At 55.0% G+C, this 16,290-nt stretch carries 8 protein-coding genes, 5 tRNA genes, 6 pseudogenes and 1 riboswitch; of the genes and pseudogenes, 3 read left to right on the top strand and 16 right to left on the bottom strand.

The features are described from left to right. Window positions 1-373: 373 nt before the first annotated feature. Window positions 374-457, bottom strand: a tRNA-Leu gene (locus tag JCM13995_RS04570). A 101-nt stretch (window positions 458-558) separates the two neighbouring features. On the opposite strand from JCM13995_RS04570, the gene JCM13995_RS04565 reads away from it, so the two are divergent. Further along, window positions 559-1,389: an NAD(P)H-hydrate dehydratase gene (locus tag JCM13995_RS04565; RefSeq protein ID WP_054662957.1), complete on the top strand. Its 831-nt coding sequence runs from the start codon at window positions 559-561 to the stop codon at window positions 1,387-1,389. A gap of 39 nt (window positions 1,390-1,428) precedes the next feature. On the opposite strand, the pseudogene JCM13995_RS17525 reads toward JCM13995_RS04565, so the two are convergent. The 3 pseudogenes from JCM13995_RS17525 to leuS all read right to left on the bottom strand — a co-directional run bounded on the left by JCM13995_RS17525 (window position 1,429) and on the right by leuS (window position 6,354). Next, window positions 1,429-2,137, bottom strand: a pseudogene (locus tag JCM13995_RS17525) (pseudouridine synthase). A 4-nt stretch (window positions 2,138-2,141) separates the two neighbouring features. Then, window positions 2,142-3,774 (bottom strand): annotated as a pseudogene (locus tag JCM13995_RS04555) (putative polysaccharide biosynthesis protein). A gap of 173 nt (window positions 3,775-3,947) precedes the next feature. After that, window positions 3,948-6,354, bottom strand: a pseudogene (leuS, locus tag JCM13995_RS04550) (leucine--tRNA ligase). Window positions 6,355-6,676: 322 nt separating this feature from the next. Here leuS and JCM13995_RS04545 point away from each other — a divergent pair. Further along, complete coding sequence (locus JCM13995_RS04545; protein ID WP_054662955.1) at window positions 6,677-7,372, top strand: phosphatase PAP2 family protein; 696 nt, start codon at window positions 6,677-6,679, stop codon at window positions 7,370-7,372. A 66-nt stretch (window positions 7,373-7,438) separates the two neighbouring features. Here JCM13995_RS04545 and JCM13995_RS04540 read toward each other — a convergent pair whose 3' ends face one another. The 8 genes and pseudogenes from JCM13995_RS04540 to metK form a co-directional block, all read right to left on the bottom strand. Beyond that, window positions 7,439-8,362 (bottom strand): ROK family protein, encoded by a 924-nt coding sequence (locus tag JCM13995_RS04540; RefSeq protein ID WP_054662953.1) that lies wholly within the window; start codon window positions 8,360-8,362, stop codon window positions 7,439-7,441. Window positions 8,363-8,373: 11 nt separating this feature from the next. Then, window positions 8,374-9,816, bottom strand: a complete 1,443-nt coding sequence (locus JCM13995_RS04535; protein WP_054662950.1) for a 6-phospho-beta-glucosidase — start codon at window positions 9,814-9,816, stop codon at window positions 8,374-8,376. Window positions 9,817-9,907: 91 nt separating this feature from the next. Then, window positions 9,908-11,268, bottom strand: a pseudogene (locus JCM13995_RS04530) (PTS sugar transporter subunit IIC). A gap of 247 nt (window positions 11,269-11,515) precedes the next feature. Continuing rightward, window positions 11,516-11,896 (bottom strand): annotated as a pseudogene (locus tag JCM13995_RS13685) (SIS domain-containing protein); the annotation flags it as partial. 60 nt (window positions 11,897-11,956) lie between these two features. Continuing rightward, window positions 11,957-12,103 carry a hypothetical protein gene (locus JCM13995_RS14310; RefSeq protein WP_156314318.1) on the bottom strand — a complete coding sequence of 49 codons (147 nt, stop codon included), beginning with the start codon at window positions 12,101-12,103 and terminating at the stop codon, window positions 11,957-11,959. Next, window positions 12,051-12,263: a hypothetical protein gene (locus tag JCM13995_RS17520; RefSeq protein ID WP_162230907.1), complete on the bottom strand. Its 213-nt coding sequence runs from the start codon at window positions 12,261-12,263 to the stop codon at window positions 12,051-12,053. The genes JCM13995_RS14310 and JCM13995_RS17520 overlap by 53 nt, the downstream gene beginning before the upstream one ends. Window positions 12,264-12,346: 83 nt before the next feature. Next, window positions 12,347-13,845: pseudogene (locus JCM13995_RS04520) on the bottom strand (MDR family MFS transporter). 25 nt (window positions 13,846-13,870) lie between these two features. Next, a complete protein-coding gene (gene metK / locus JCM13995_RS04515; RefSeq protein WP_054662947.1) occupies window positions 13,871-15,055 on the bottom strand; it encodes a methionine adenosyltransferase in 1,185 nt (394 codons plus the stop codon). After that, window positions 15,056-15,142, bottom strand: a riboswitch (SMK box riboswitch). 117 nt (window positions 15,143-15,259) lie between these two features. Here metK and JCM13995_RS04510 point away from each other — a divergent pair. After that, on the top strand, window positions 15,260-15,901 hold the full coding sequence (locus JCM13995_RS04510) for a hypothetical protein (RefSeq protein ID WP_054662945.1): 642 nt from the start codon (window positions 15,260-15,262) through the stop codon (window positions 15,899-15,901). Window positions 15,902-15,949: 48 nt separating this feature from the next. Here JCM13995_RS04510 and JCM13995_RS04505 read toward each other — a convergent pair. The 4 genes from JCM13995_RS04505 to JCM13995_RS04490 all read right to left on the bottom strand — a co-directional run bounded on the left by JCM13995_RS04505 (window position 15,950) and on the right by JCM13995_RS04490 (window position 16,283). Next, a tRNA-Asp gene (locus tag JCM13995_RS04505) sits at window positions 15,950-16,023 on the bottom strand. A 13-nt stretch (window positions 16,024-16,036) separates the two neighbouring features. Then, window positions 16,037-16,109 (bottom strand) — tRNA-Val (locus tag JCM13995_RS04500). 5 nt (window positions 16,110-16,114) lie between these two features. Beyond that, a tRNA-Glu gene (locus JCM13995_RS04495) sits at window positions 16,115-16,186 on the bottom strand. Window positions 16,187-16,194: 8 nt separating this feature from the next. After that, window positions 16,195-16,283, bottom strand: a tRNA-Ser gene (locus JCM13995_RS04490). Window positions 16,284-16,290 lie beyond the last annotated feature (7 nt).

Here is a 16,290-nt window from a genome sequence, read left to right as displayed (position 1 = left end):
GATTATAAATTGATTAGAGGGGGGTGTCAAGCATGTGTGGAGGTTTTTCGCGAACAAATGCGATTTTTTTCTTGAACAATTCTGGCTGACACCGGGGCTCAGTCACCACTGACGAACAGAAGCAGGCGCAAAATTGCCCACTGCAACGGAGTTTTCTGAGGCATCCAGTCCCTGGTCTCTCGCGTTTGCCAAGTATTAAAGGATTCTAAGTTGGCCAGCCGGCTTCTTAGAATGAGTCATGGTTTGCAATATTTAACCTTTGAAATATCTTTTTTGCGATTGCCATGATTTCCCCCTGCAAACCCCGGTGACCCATAAAAACGCAAAAGAAAAAGTCGATCACCTTTCGATGACCGACTTCGATGTCGCCTGATGCCGCAAACAGGAGTCGAACCTGCACAGGGAAAACCCTACAGCGACCTGAACACTGCGCGTCTGCCAATTCCGCCATTGCGGCAACAACAGGAATAAGTATATCAATCAAACGGCGTCTTGCCAACCCCTTTTGGGAAAAAAAGCCACCTAGTGGTGCGGTATAATGCTGATGAGGTGATTGCTGTGAAGAAGATTTCCGCATCGTTGATCAATCGGGTCATCCAGCCGCGGCCCCAAGAAAGCCACAAAGGGACTTTTGGGCGCGTGCTGGTCATCGGCGGGAACGCTCAGTTCGGTGGGGCCGCAATCATGGCCGCCAGCGCTGCCGTCTATTGTGGTGCCGGCCTGGTCAGCGTCGCCACCGCGCCAGTCAACCGTAGCGCCTTACACGCCCGCCTGCCTGAGGCTATGATCATCCCCTACGATGATCCGCAGCTGATGGCCTTGATCCGCACGGTGGACGTCGTCGCGATTGGCCCCGGCCTAGGCACCGATGAGCTGGCCGCATCGATCCTGAGCCACACCTTGAAAACCGTCAAGGATTCGCAGGCGCTGATCATCGACGGCTCGGCGATCACGCTGATTGCCGAGCACCAACTCACTGTCAGCCACGCCCGCACCGTTTGGACCCCACACCAGATGGAATGGCAGCGTCTTTCCGGCATTGCCGTGCGGGATCAAACCCCACTGGCCAACCAAACCGCCGCAACTAAACTGCCCGGAACGGTGATCGTGAAATCACACCGCACCGAACTATTTACGCCAACAGCCAGCTATGAGAACCCCGTGGGCACCCCTGCAATGGCCACCGGCGGCATGGGCGACACCCTCGTTGGCATGCTGGCCGGCTTCATTGCCCAGTTCGGCCTGAGCGACGATGTCGTCTCAGCAGCGGTCTACGCCCACAGCGCAATCGCCGAGGAACTGGCGAAAACCAATTACGTGGTCCTCCCGTCGATGCTGATTCAGCAGCTGCCAAACTACATGCAGCGCGCTGCCGCAGCGCAGGTGTAAGGCCGAAAAAAATAATCGAATCGCCAGGTGGCGGTTCGATTATTTTTTTGCCTTGAGCAGCTGGCCCAACTCCTCAGCCGTCAGGCTCCGGTAATGCCCAGGCGCTAAGTCTGGGGGCAGCTGCAACGGGCCCATTTGAACCCGTGCCAAGGCAGTGACCTGATTACCCACTGCCTTGAGCATCCGCTTCACCTGATGAAACTTGCCTTCGTGAATCGTTAACTCAATTAGACGCTGGCCGCTTGCGGGGCGCACCACCACGGTCGCAGGTGCGCTGGTGAACTCCTGAAAGGTGATCCCATGTGCCAATTGTTGCGCCATCGCAGGCGTTAGCGGCGAAGCCAGCGTCACCAGGTAGGTCTTTGGCACATGCGCTTAGGGGCCAAAAGCGCATGTCCGAGTGCGCCATCATTGGTAAGTAACAGCAAGCCGGTCGTGTCCTTATCCAGCCGACCAACCGGGTACAGGCCCGGCCGCTTATCGGCCGGGCGAATCAAATCAAGGACCGTTTTCTGGGCCGCGTCGGAATTAGCCGTTAAGACCCCGCTGGGCTTATTCATCAAGTAGTAAACCTGCAGACTGCCGCCAACCACTTCACCGTCGACGGTCACCTGCGCACCGGGCGCGACAGCCACACTGCCATTGCGAACTTTTTGGCCATCAATGCGACCCGATTGGCCTTGATCATTTTTTTGACGTCGCTGCGCGTCCCGTACTGAAGATTAGCCAAATAGCGATCTAATCTCATTGGCCTACCTCATGTGCAGGCGCGTGCGCAGCCGGCCAACGCGTTCGCCCAGCACCATGTCAGCCAGGCGCGTCTTCAGCAGCGCATAGCCGTAAATGACGACCCCAACCGGCACTGCAATCACCAGGGCAACCACCGCACCGACTGCGCGTTCAGGCGCAATCACCAGACCCACCAGCCAGACGATCAGCCGCACAACGACTGCCATCAATACCGAAAACAGCGTGATCCCGACCAGGCGCCGACCGGTTTGCCGCAGCCGGACCGGATAACGCTGACGCAGCGCGTGAATCATGAGCAGGCTGGACACCAGCATCCCGGCCAAGGTCGCGACTAATGGCCCCCAGACATTCAGGAAGTAAATCAGCGGCCACTGCAGGACGACCTTCACGACCATCCCCACGAGCATGTCGTAAATGGCGATGCGGTTGTGAAACAGTCCTTGCAGTGCCGCGGCCAGCACCGTGAACAAGCCCATGCCCACCGCCACAAACGCAGAAAGCACCAGCAGCCGAATGCCAAGCTGATCGTAAGAATAGAAAACCACGTAAAGCGGCTTGGCCACCGCCGCCATCCCCAGTGCACTGGGCACCATGACAATGAAGAACAGCTGAAGCAGATTGGTCACCTGTTCGCCGATGGCGTGCTTATCCCCACGCGTCTTCGCCCCTGAAAGCAGCGGCAGCACCGTCGACGACATGGCGACCGCCAAGCTGATCACGATCATGATCAGCTTATTGGCGTTCCCGGCAAACAGCGTGAACAAACTATTCAGTTCGACCGTGCTGGCGCGCCAATGGCTGGCCATCATGGGATTAAAGGTGTACTGATCGAACAAGTAGTAAAGGTTGATACCGGACCCAATAATGATGAACGGCACCGCCTGCGCCACAATTTCCTTCAGGATGTGTGGCGTGGAGATCTTCACGGCATCTGTCGACCCCTCCACCAAGGTCTGATACTTCTGGCGCCGGGAAAGCAGGACTAAAACCAGCAACAACAGGCCAAAAACGGCCCCGACGAACGCGGCAAACGTCGACTGCGACGCCGCATCCACGTAATTGTGACTGCCCAGCACCATGATGGCGTAAGTCATGACCAGCATGTAAATGACGCGTGCCACCTGCTCAACCAGCTGCGACAGCGCAGACGGCGCCATGTCGTTATAGCCCTGGAAGAACCCCCGCATGATACTCATGACAGGAATGATCAGCAGCGGCCAGGCCAGCGACCGGTAGACCTGCGTCAGCGCAGGGTCGTTGAGCGCCAGCCACGGCGCCAGCACCCACATCAAGCCAAAGGACAGCAGCCCCATGGCCCCCATCAAAATGGTGCCTTGCTTGAAGAGCCGAATGCCGGTGCGGTACTCATTCATCGCGTTGTAATGGGCCACCTGCTTAGAAATCGCCCCTGGCACCCCGGCCGTCGCAATCGTCAGGAAAATGCTGTAAATGTTGTACCCTTTGGTAAACAGATTATTGGCCGCCAAAAAAAGCCGCACCTAACCAGATGCGCCACGGAATAATATAAATTGCCCCGAGGACTCGGGACAAAAATACTTCCGGCTGTCATCCAAGCGACCCGCGCAGCATTTGTTCCTGCGCACTCGGTGTTTTGACTTGCGGTTTTTTTGCCATGCCTTTACCCCAATTTTCTCACTTGATATGACCTCTACTGAAACGGTGAGGCCCTTTAGATTATTCTCTATTTTAAGTGAAGCACGGGCTCCTTTCAATCAGAACCCGGAGACGTTAGCAATCCGTAATTTTTCGCACAAAAATGGTCCGACCTGCGCCGGACCACTTTAGCACTACTTAACCACGATATTGACGATCTTATTTGGCACCACGATCTGTTTAACGATTGTCTTGCCAGCCGTGAACTTCTTGACGTTATCGATCGCCATCGCATCCGTAATGGCCTGATCTTTATCAACATCCACGGCTTCCATAACATGACCGCGGAGCTTGCCGTTGACCTGGACCATCAGCTGGACCTGCTTGGTGACCAAGGCCTTCTCGTCGTAAGTTGGCCATGGGGCGTAAGTCAGGCTGTGTTCATTGCCCAACTTCTGCCAGATTTCCTCCATCAGGTGTGGGGCGATCGGCGCCAGCAGCTTGACGAACCCTTCGACATACGCGTACGGCAGGTCATCGACCTTCCGCGCCTCGTTGATGAAGACCATCATCTGTGAAATGGCCGTGTTAAAGTGCAGCGCATCGTAGTCTTCGGTGACCTTCTTGACCGTTTCGTTGTAAACCTTGTCGAGCTTGCCATCGTTGATGGTCGTGATGTGATCACGCATTTTGCCATTGTCGTCGATGAAGGTCGTGTAGACACGGTCCAGGAACTTCCGCGCCCCGGCCAGGCCAGTTGTGCTCCAGGCGATGCCGGCATCCAGCGGCCCATGAACATCTCGTACAGCCGCAGCGTATCAGCACCGTATTCTTCGACCACGTCGTCCGGATTGACCACGTTGCCCTTGCTCTTGCTCATCTTCTCATGGTTGTCGCCCAGGATCATCCCCTGGTTGAACAGCCGCTGGAAGGGTTCCTTGTTCGGGATCACGCCAATATCATACAGGAAGAGATTCCAGAACCGCGCGTACAGCAAGTGGAGGACCGCGTGCTCCGCGCCACCGATGTACAGATCAACGGGCATCCACTGTTTCAGCTTATCGTAATCGGCCAGTTTTTCCTTGTTGTGGGGATCGACAAAGCGCAGGAAGTACCAGGACGACCCTGCCCACTGCGGCATGGTGTTCGTCTCGCGCTTACCTTTGCGGCCGTTTTTATCGACCACGTTGACCCAGTCGTCCAGGTTGGCCAGTGGCGATTCGCCGGTACCGCTCGGCTTGATGTCCGCCTCTTCAGGCAGCACAAGGGGCAGCTCATCTTCGGGCACCAGGGTGGTTTCGCCGTCTTCCCAGTGAATCACCGGAATCGGTTCGCCCCAGTAGCGCTGCCGGGAGAAGACCCAGTCGCGCAGCTTGTAGTTGACCTTCTTCTCGCCGATCTTCTTGTCTTCCAGCCACTGCAGCATCGTGTCAATGGCGTCTTGCTTGTTCTTGCCGTTCAGAAAATCGGAATTGATGTGCACACCGTCGCCGGTGTAGGCAGCATCATCGATGTCGCCGCCTTCGATGACTGCGCGGATCGGCAGATTGAACTTTTTGGCAAACGCGTAGTCGCGATCGTCGTGAGCTGGCACCGCCATGATGGCGCCGGTGCCGTATGTCGCCAGCACGTAATCGGAGATCCAAATCGGCAACTTATCCCCGTTCACCGGGTTGGTGGCATAGGCCCCGGTCCACACGCCGGTCTTTTCCTTATTCAAATCGGTCCGCTCAAGGTCAGACTTGTGCTCGATGCCTGCCTTGTAAGCAGCCACCGCGGCCTTCTGCTCAGGGGTCGTGATGGCGTCGACAAGCGCGTGCTCCGGCGCCATGACCACATAGGTTGCGCCAAACAGGGTGTCTGGCCGGGTGGTAAAGACATCGAACTGCTTGTCAGTGCCTTGTACCTCAAAAGTGATCTGCGCGCCCACCGAGCGGCCGATCCAGTTCCGCTGCATCTGCTTGATGTTTTCCGGCCAATCGAGGTCATCGAGGTCGGCCAAAAGCTTGTCGGCGTAAGCGGTGATTTTCAGCATCCACTGACGCATCGGCTTTCGAATCACAGGGAAGCCGCCGCGCTCGGTTTTGCCATCGATGACTTCCTCGTTGGCGACCACGGTGCCCAGGTCCGGGCTCCAGTTGACCGGCACTTCCGCCTCGTAAGCCAGGCCATGCTTGTACAGCTGCTCGAAGATCCACTGGGTCCACTTGTAGTAATTAGGATCCGTAGTGGCAATTTCCCGGTTCCAGTCGTAGGAAAAGCCGAGACTGTTGATTTGGCGCTTGAAGGTCTCGATGTTTTTGTGGGTAAAGCCCTTGGGATTATGGCCGGTATTCAGCGCGTATTGCTCGGCAGGCAACCCGAAAGCGTCCCAGCCCATTGGGTGGAGCACGTTGTAGCCTTGGGCCCGTTTCATCCGCGCGATAATGTCCGTGGCGGTGTAGCCTCAGGGTGGCCAACGTGCAGGCCTTGCCCTGACGGATACGGAAACATGTCCAGCGCGTAATAATTCTTCTTGTTCGGGTCCGTCGTCGTGTTGAACTCGTTGTGCTCAGCCCAGTGCTTTTGCCACTTTTTCTCGATCGCCTTGTGATCGTACATGCTTAATGCCTCCTTGAATTTATCGAGCGTGGTAGGAAAAACGACAAAAACCGTCCTAACATTGTTAGGACGGCTTTTTGCCGCGGTACCACCTAAGTTCTGCCTAACAGCAGCCCTTGTTTCTGGATAACGGCCAGTGCCGGCGTGCATGACTTGGGTCAGTTCGCCGAAGCTTCGCACAGGCTTGCAGCAGCCGCCTGCTTTCTTAAGCGAAACACTTTGCCTACTCGTCCCAAACACGTTCGATGTTGCGTCAATCATAGCAAAATCCTAAGGTTGAAACAAGCGGCATCCCCACGGAAGTATGCTAAAATTCATTATTATGAAAAAACGTCCTGTGTATCCGCTGATTATAGCCGCGGTCAGTTTAGCGGTTTTCATCCCACTTTTAAGCGGCGTCATCACGCACGCCGCATGGATCTCGACCGTTGATCATGCCGTCGTCCAAGTGGTCACCGCGTACCGCCCGACCTGGCTGACCGCCATTGTGCTGGTGATCACCAACCTGGGCGACCCGCCGGTGGTCGTGATCGTGGGCCTGATTGTCGCCGCCGTCCTCTTTTACTTCAGGCGGCGCCGCTATGCCTGGTTCGCCTTTGCTTCGATTTGCCTGATGAGCTTAGTCAACCACATCATCAAAAACTGGATTCGCCGGCCACGCCCGTTTGTTCAAGACCCAAGGATCACCCCGCTGACTACTGCCGGGGGCTGGAGTTTTCCCTCCGGGCACGCCAGCGGCTCAATGCTGCTTTACGGGACTGTCATCCTGATCGCGCTCAGCCTGGTGTCGCTGCCGCGCGCTCGCCACTTTCTGGTCGGCTTCTCAACGGTGATGATCATCCTCATTGGCGTTTCGCGCATTTATGTGCAAGTCCATTTTCCCACTGATGTGTTCGCCGGCTGGAGCTCTGCCTTGGCCGGCCTGATGCTGCTGTGGTGGCTGATGTACCCGTGGCTGACCGCCGTGGGGCCCACCGGCTGGGCCGGTCCTCAGCACAAGGCCAACTCACGAAAATAACGGCCTTCGATGCCGGACAAAAAAAGGATCCAGACCTCCTCCCCAGGAAGTCTGGATCCTTTTGCGTTACCGGGTCAGCGGATAAACCGCCCCGATCAGGCCTGCGTTGTTGCGCAGCCCAGCCGGCATGATCTTGTACGGAAAACTCTTGCGGGCCTCATTCAGTCCGCGGTGGCGGGCAATGTACTCGTCAAACCGCGCCTGCAGGTCCTGCATGAACGTGTCGTTTTGGCTGATCCCGCCGCCGATCAAAATCCGCTCAGGATCGAGTGTGCCAATCAGGTTCATCAGCATCACGACCACATCGCTCAAGAACTGGCTGTACACCGGCAGGGCGATCATATCGTCCTCGTGCGCCAGCGCAATGATCTGAGCGGCGTCTTTTTCCGGCTTGGCTTTGGGGTCATAGTGCTGAAGGGACAGATTGTAGCGCCGGACCAGCCCGGTGACCACCGAAGCCGCATAATTCAGCGAAACCCCTTCCAGGTCGTCGCGAAAATCCAAGTCATGCGTGATGCTCCAGCCAATTTCACCGGCCATCCCATGCGCACCGCGATAGACGTCCCCATTAAGGACAAGGCCGCCGCCGATGCCTGTGCCCAAAACCAGGCAGACGTAATCGTCGACATCCTTGGCGTTGCCCAGCCAGCGTTCGGCAATGGCGGCCGCGTTGGCATCGTTTTCGACCTTGACAGGCAGCTTCAGCTTGTCGCGAAGGGTCTTCCCCAGTGGGTACCGGTAAAAGCTGTCAATGGCCCCACCGGTGATCATGTAACCATCTTTGTCGACAATTCCTGGGGCATCGACCCCCACGCCATCAATGACCTGCTGCTTTTGATAAGCGGTGACCACACCGACCATTTTGTTGACGTTGCTCGACGCGCGCTTGAGCGTTTTAAACGACCCGTGATCTAAAATTTTGCCTGCCGCCGAGACTAAACCGTATTTGATGGTCGTCCCGCCGACGTCAAATCCGACGAATGTTTTCATACGCCCGCCTCCTACTTGGCGTCCAGATCCTCACCGTTGCTCTTAATGACTTGCTGGTACCAATAGAAGGAATCCTTCTTGTAGCGCGCCAGTGTGCCTTTGCCCTCATCGTTCTTGTCCACATAGATAAACCCGTAGCGTTTATCCATTTGGCCGGTGCCGGCAGACACCAGGTCGATGAATCCCCATGGCGTGTACCCGATGAGGTCCACCCCATCGACTTCAACCGCGAGCTTCATCTGCTCGATGTGTGCCTTCAGGTAAGCGATCCGGTAATCGTCGTGGACATGGTGCTGGGCGTCGATTTTGTCGACCGCGCCGAACCCATTTTCAACAATGAACTGCGGCAGGTGATACCGGTCGTTGAACCAGTTCATTGCGTAACGCAGCCCCACCGGATCGATTTGCCAGCCCCATTCAGAGCGCTTCACCGTGGGATTTTCGACCTTGTCGACGCTTTCCTGGTAGTCAAAGGCTGAAGGTTCGCTTGCTTTGGCCTTCACGGCAAACGACATGTAATAAGAAAAACCAATGTAATCAACGGTCCCGGCCTTAAGCACATCCAAATCAGCCAGGGTGATATCGAGGTTCATCTTCTTCGCCTTTTGGTACTCGGTCAGCCAGCTTGGGTAGCGCCCGTTGGCCTGCACGTCAGCGAACCAGTAACGGGACTGCATGGCCCGCTCGGCCTTGAAGACGTCGCGGGGATCAGGACTGGCTGGATAAATCGGCACCATGGCAATCATCGCCCCAATTTGAAAGTGGGGATTGATCTTGTGGCCGATTTGCACGGCCAACGCTGAGGCAACCGTCTCGTAGTGGGCCGCCTGATACATCACCGCCTCGGCGTTCTCGCCTGGTTTGATCAGCAGCCCCGAGTTGGTGAACAGCGCAAACTTGGCCTTGTAGTCGGCCTGGTTGTTGATCTCGTTAAAGGTCATCCAGTACTTGACCTTGTCCTTGTACCGCTTAAAGACCGTGGTGGCAAACCGAACGAAGAAGTCGATCACTTTGCGATTCCGCCAGCCACCGTATTCAGTGACAAGGTGGTAGGGCATCTCAAAATGGGACAGCGTAATGACCGGCTGAATGCCATTTTTCAACAGCTCATCAAAGAGGTCATCGTAGAACTTCAGTCCGGCTTCATTTGGCTCGGTCTCGTCCCCATTGGGATAGATCCGGGTCCACGCGATCGAGGTCCGAAAAGCCTTGAGTCCCATCTCGGCAAACAGTTTCACGTCATCTTTGTAGTGGTGGTAAAAATCGATGGCGTCGTGGTTGGGGTAGTTCTCGCCGGGCTTCACCCCGTCGGTGATACGCCGTTCAACCCCGTTGGCCCCAACCGTCATCACGTCGGCCACGGAAACGCCTTTACCGCCTTCCTGCCAGCCGCCTTCCAGTTGGTGCGCAGCAACAGCCCCACCCCAGAGAAAATCTTTGCGTAATTTTGCCATGTGGCACTCCTTTCAACAAACAAAGCGCCCGAAGCCCGGTGTTTAATCCACGGGATCCGGACGCTTAAGAACTAATTAGACTAGTTCAGCATTAAGCCTGAGCCGTTGCAGTATCAGATTTTTCCTTGTTTTCCTCAGCCAACTTCTCCTGCTCCTGCTTCAACAACGTGTTGTCGTAGGTGCGGATGAATGGGAAGTAAACCGCGAAGGACATGGCCAGCATGAGAGCCTGCCACAGGGCAGTGCGCCAGCCGCCGACCAAGAACCCAGAGAAGATTGCCGGTGTGGTCCACGGCACATATATCCCGTTAAATAGTGGAATTATCCCAAGCTTAATCGCAAAGTAAGTGAGCGACATGGAAAGTGCAGGGACAACCATGAACGGAATAGCCAGAACAGGTTCATAACCAGCGGAATCCCGAACAGGAATGGCTCGTTGATGTTGAAGATCGCTGGGGCAATTTCCAAAGTACCCAACGCCTTCAACTGATCGGACTTCGCAAAGAACAGGATGTAGAACAGCAGCCCAACGGTGATACCAGCACCGGTAACAGTCCCGAACTGGTCCAGCAGCGCCTGCGTGAAGATATGGCCGCCGTTAGCAACCGTCAGCGCCTTGCCTGAGTGGAACAGCGCAGCGTTATCAGTTGAGTTGGACATCAGGATCCCAGTCATAACACCAGAGATAATCGCGGACCCGTGAACCCCGAAGAACCACAGGAACGTGATCAGCAGGGAAACAACCAGGACCCCGCCGAAGGAATCAGTCAGCCCTTGCAGTGGTGTCTGAATAACTTGGTACAGCCACTGCAGCATGCCTTCGTGGGCAAAGTGATCGAAGAACATGTAAACCAGGCCCCAGCCGGTCAGCAGAACGGCGGCTGGAATCAGCGCGATGAACGAGTTAGCGACGTTCGCTGGCACTGAATCAGGAAGCTTGATGGTGATGTTGTTCTTAACGAACCAGGAATAGATCCAGCCGGTCAAAAGGCCGATGATGATCGCGGCGATCATCCCTTTACCGCCTAAGAAGCCGGTATCGATCCAGCCCGTGATCCCACGGGAGTTGGTGACGATGGTCTTGCCAGCCTGGTTAACGATTGGGTTAGAAGGCTGCAGCACGATCAGGAATGACAGCAGCGCGGTGATCCCTGAAGCCAGCGGATCGATTTTTTCAGCACGTGCCCATTCATACGCGATCCCGGTAACGGCAATCAGCGCCATGATGTTAAAACTAAAGTTATAAATCTGGTTGAAGTACGGAACCAAGCCGGTACTGTTCATCCAGTTTGCCCATGATTCAACAGGCAACGAACCCAAAATCAGGAAGAAGGACCCCACGATGATGAAAGGAATGGTGTACATCATGCCATTCTTCAAGGCCGTGATCGGACGGGTGCTCGTGAACTTCATGATCTTAGGCAAAACTTTTTGGTTGATATAATCCCCCATTATGTTCACCTATCTTTCTGCCGCCGATTTCACTCGGCAGCCAAGTCAATGTATCATTGCTAAACGCTTGTGCAGGTCACCCTGCGATATGAATGATTTCGGCCGAAATCAATGTGATGCGCTCATCACAGTTATTAGTGTAGCCGCTTCCACCACGTAAGCGCTACCCCTGAGGCCTGTAAAGAAACCGGTTTCACTTAAAAACACCCGTTACAGGATTGTAACGGGTGTCAGACTATCGTTATGTTTACTGGTGGTTGAGCTCATCCAGTCGGTGACCGATCAGCTCAATCAGGTAGACCACCGGCACCTGAGTCGTCAAATTAAGCGAGGCGTGCTTAATTTCGGGCATGAAGTACGCAATCGTCAAGTCGGCCAGTTTGGCCATGGTCGAGTTGCCTGAATTTGTCACCGCAATTATCTTGACGTCTTCGGGCCGGACCTTATTCACAAAATCAATGGTTTCAGTCGTTTCACCGGAAACCGAGAGCACGACCAAGACCGTCCCTGCCGGCAGCGGACTGCTTTGCGGGAAGGGCTGAAATGGATCGTACACAGGCAATGCAATTTTCCCCGCGTTCGACCAGAAGCGTGCGCCGTACTGCGCAAGCGAGTTCCCTGACCCTAACCCAAAAAAAACATCACCAAAGGCGCCTTTAGAACCATGGCTAGCGCTTCGTCAATTAACTTACTGAAATCGGCGGAATTCACCTTGTTGAAAAAAATCAGCCAGTTGGACCGAAGTATCGTAAGTGGTGGCCTGAAACTCTGCCGCTTTTGCTTTACGATCCTGCTTCAGCGCAAAGCGCAGTTCGGCATAGCCGTCGTAACCCATTTTTTTCGGCAAAACGCAGGACAGAAGCGGTACTAACATGGGCGTGTTTGGCCAGTTCCCGGATGGGCATGGTTTCCACTGCCGCCTCGTGCTTGATGACGTAATTGTAAATTGCCGTCTCAATATCGTTCAGCGTCTGTAATTTTTCGTAAGAGAACAATGAAGCGCCCCCAAAAGCCTTTTCTTCTATTATGACGGCTTCAAACTAAAATTACAACTCTCAATAATTCTGCCTGCCAAATTCTACTGCTTGCCCGAGCGATCCAAGGCGTTGAACACCAAACCCAACACGACAATGACCACGGAAAAGAAGTAAATGTTATGCAACCCAGAGTACAGAATTTCGTGGAGCACGGGCAACAGGTGACGCGGCAGGCTAACGGCGGTTTGCGGATTGATCAACCGATTCAGCATCCCCATGTTCACTGCTGGGTGGGCCGCAACGCCCTGCGCCATGCGGAGGTTGAGGACCACGCCGTACAAAGACACCATCAGCGTCTGGCCTAGCGTCCGCGACAGCGTGTTAAAGCTGGTCGCCACGCCAACCTCGTCCGGTTTCACGACCGCCTGCGCGCGAACTGTCGTCGTCGTGATGACAATTCCAAACCCAAAGCCCATCACCCCAGCAATCACCAAGAAGGCCACGTACGGTGTGCTTTCGGGCACTAGCGCCAGGATCAGGATGCCCACCAGAATATCCAGCAGGGCAAAGGTCAGGATCCGTTTTGGCGCGGTTTTAGTCAGCCAACGTCCCGCAACGAAGGAGCCGATGACCCACATCAGACTGCTGGGGGTGATGGCAAAGCCGCCAAACGACGCCGCCATGCCTAAGACCCCTTGCACCCACATCGGCATATAAGTCTCATAGCCGATCACGACTCCGGACACCAAGGCGGCCAGCACGTTGGCAACGACAAACGGGCGATTGCTGAACAGCTTCAAGTCGATAATGGGATCGGCGGCGCGCCGTTCACGGCGAACAAACAACCACAGGGTGATGCCCGCCCCAATGAGCAGGCCCAGAAAACTAGACAGTCCATGGGTCCCGGCTAACGCCTGAAAGCCCAGCATCAACAGCAGCAGCGTCAGTACCAGCCAGCACGTCCCCAGGTAATCCACAGGTGCCGGTACCGTTTCGTGTTGCTCGTGGAAAAAGACCGCGATCAGCGCCATCGTGATCAAGCCAATGGGCACATTAATGAAAAAGATCCAGTGCCAGGACAGAGAATCGACAATGAAGCCACCAAGCAGTGGTGCGACCACCGACGCGATGCCCCACGCCGAGCCATTGAATCCCAGCACTTTGGCCCGCTTTTCGTACGGATAGATGTCCGCAATAATGGTGAAGGTCACGGGCATAATGCGCCGGCACCAATACCCTGAAAAGCGCGGCAGATGATCAGGACCGGCATAGACTGGGAAAGCCCCGAGGCTGCAGACCCGATGATAAAAATCAGCAAGCCAAGCAGAAACACCGGCTTGCGGCCAATTTTATCCGCAAATTTACCGTAGATTGGCGTTGCCATCGCGTTGGTCAGCAAATATATCGACACGATCCAGTTCATCAGGCGAACGCCGTGAAGGTCACCGACAATCGTGGGCATGGCAGTCGCCACAATTGTGCCTTCAATCGCGGTCATGAACGTCGCCACGAAAATTGCGATTGTTGTGATTGCCACGTTGGTTTGCTTGGTTTTACTCACTATAATTTCTCCATTCCATAAAAAACAGCCGCCCAGCATCCTGGAACGGCCGCCTCTTTTCTCGTTAATCTAAGTACTTCGCCAAATCGGCCACCTTATCAAGGTGTTCCCATGGCAGATCAACATCTGTACGTCCAAAATGACCATAGGCGGCGGTTTGCTCGTAAATCGGCCGCTTCAAGTCTAACATTTTAATGATTCCCGCCGGCCGCAGATCAAAGTTATCGCGAATGGCCTCGGCAATTTTTGCCTCAGGAATTTTGTTTGTTCCGAAGCAATCCACCGAAACCGACACGGGCTGAGCCACCCCAATCGCATAGGCGAGCTGGACCTCCAGCTTGTCAGCCAGCTTGGCCGCCACCACGTTCTTGGCGATGTAGCGCGCCGCGTACGAGGCAGACCGGTCAACTTTCGTCGCATCCTTGCCAGAGAAGGCCCCACCACCGTGACGCGCAAAGCCGCCATAAGTATCGACGATGATCTTGCGCCCGGTCAAACCGGAGTCCGCTTCGGGCCCGCCCAGCACAAACCGGCCTGTTGGGTTCACATAAATTTTCGTGTTGTCATCCAGTAGGTTGGCCGGAATCACCGCGCGAATGACCTGCTCCTCGACATCCTTGCGAATCTGGGCCAAGGTGGCATCCGGATCATGCTGAGTGGACACCACAACGGTGTCCACGCGCATCGGCTTTTCGTGATCATCGTATTCAACGGTGACCTGCGCCTTCGCGTCCGGGCGCAAGTAAGTAATGGTCCCATCCTTGCGCAGCTTAGCGATCCGCTGCATCAGTTTGTGTGCCAGCTCAATTGGCAGCGGCATGTACTCAGGCGTCTCGTTGATCGCGTACCCGAACATCATACCTTGATCGCCGGCGCCGATGCGATCAAGTGGATCATCTTCGCCTTCACGCGCCTCGTAGGAATCATCGACCCCCTGCGCGATGTCCGGCGACTGCTCATCTAGCGCCGTTAGCACACCGACGGAGTCCGGATCAAACCCGGATTCCTTGTCATAACCAATGCGGCGAATCGTGTCACGCACTGTTTTTTGAATATCAACATAGGCAGTGGTCGAAATCTCACCAACCACCAGGACTAGCCCTGTGGTCACGGTCGTTTCACACGCCACACGAGCATCCGGATCCTGCGCCAGCATCGCATCCAAAATTGCATCGGAAATCTGATCTGCAATTTTGTCTGGGTGACCCTCAGAGACTGACTCTGAGGTAAATAGATGACGTTCTTGCATCTTAATTGTTTCCCCCTTTAATTTCGGTTACAAGGCATCTCCAAGACGCGCCGCCTTGGATCCCATCGGGAATTCTTTGCAACTGTCTAATCTTATCACAGGGTTAGGGTTAAATCTAACGTCCTTTGCAGGCCATCACAAATTACTTTTGCACCGCATCGCCCTGTTCGGTATCATAGGACACATGATGAAAGGAATTTGCTTATGACGATTCAAAAATGTGTGCTCAGCGTCAGCCGTTTTCTTCAGGCAGCGACTCTGCCACTAATGCTCAGCCTGTCAAACTTCAACTGGCATGACTGGCCGTTTTTGGCCCTGCTTGGCCTGACCCTCGTCTTGGCCGCTTTGAGCACCACCAGCCGCACAACGCCGTGGACGATTGCGGCCCTCGCGCTTGCCATCATCGGCAGCAGCAGTCAGTGGGCGCTCTTGCCGCTGGCACTGGCCCAAGTTGGACTCGGCTGGCTGTTGGCCACTCAGAAGATGAGTGCCAAGATGGCCATCACCGGTTGGCTGGTTGAACTGACCTTCATTCAAATCATGTTAAGCGCAAACCTAACCCAAGGTCTCACCACGCTTGCGCCAATCGTTTTCGCCTTGATCAACGGCTTACTGCTGCTCTGCGTATGGGCCGGAAATCTGCCGCTATGGCTATTGGCGGTACTTGGGCTCGCAGGGCTTGGCATGGGTTACTGGATGCAACAGTTCACTTTGTCTTTCTGCGCAGCGTTTCTGGTCGTGGCAAGTGTACTCAATACACGCCGCATCAAACCAAATCCGCTACCGTTTAGTTGGGCAGGCATCATCTTGAACCTGACGTTTATCTTTATTCGGATTCACGGCTAGACATCAAAAAAAGCGTTCATCCTAGGATGAACGCTTTTTCATGTGGAACGGTTCCAACGAGACTCGAACTCGTGATCTCCTGCGTGACAGGCAGGCGTCCTAACCAACTAGACCATGGAACCAAAAGCAAAAAAATGGAGGATACAGGGCTCGAACCTGTGACCCTCTGCTTGTAGGGCAGACGCTCTCCCAGCTGAGCTAATCCTCCATAAGTGACCCGTACGGGATTTGAACCCATGTTACCGCCGTGAAAGGGCGGTGTCTTAACCACTTGACCAACGGGCCATACTCAACGGAGAGTAAGGGATTCGAACCCTTGATACGGGTAAACTCGTATACATGGTTTCCAACCATGCTCCTTCGGCCTCTCGGACAACTCTCCATAAAAA

Source organism: Lacticaseibacillus camelliae DSM 22697 = JCM 13995 (genome assembly GCF_001311195.1).
Lineage (GTDB): Bacteria > Bacillota > Bacilli > Lactobacillales > Lactobacillaceae > Lacticaseibacillus > Lacticaseibacillus camelliae.
Note: the sequence above shows the minus strand (reverse complement) of the source record. Positions and strands in the feature narration are given on the sequence as shown.

What these genes read in the sequence shown, in the direction of transcription:
- JCM13995_RS04510 (WP_054662945.1), top strand. Translation starts at nt 15,260, where the DNA reads ATGACGATTCAAAAATGTGTGCTCAGCGTCAGCCGTTTTCTTCAGGCA.
- JCM13995_RS04540 (WP_054662953.1), bottom strand. Translation starts at nt 8,362, where the DNA reads ATGAAAACATTCGTCGGATTTGACGTCGGCGGGACGACCATCAAATAC.
- JCM13995_RS04545 (WP_054662955.1), top strand. Translation starts at nt 6,677, where the DNA reads ATGAAAAAACGTCCTGTGTATCCGCTGATTATAGCCGCGGTCAGTTTA.
- metK (WP_054662947.1), bottom strand. Translation starts at nt 15,055, where the DNA reads ATGCAAGAACGTCATCTATTTACCTCAGAGTCAGTCTCTGAGGGTCAC.
- JCM13995_RS04535 (WP_054662950.1), bottom strand. Translation starts at nt 9,816, where the DNA reads ATGGCAAAATTACGCAAAGATTTTCTCTGGGGTGGGGCTGTTGCTGCG.
- JCM13995_RS14310 (WP_156314318.1), bottom strand. Translation starts at nt 12,103, where the DNA reads ATGGGTTACGACGGCTATGCCGAACTGCGCTTTGCGCTGAAGCAGGAT.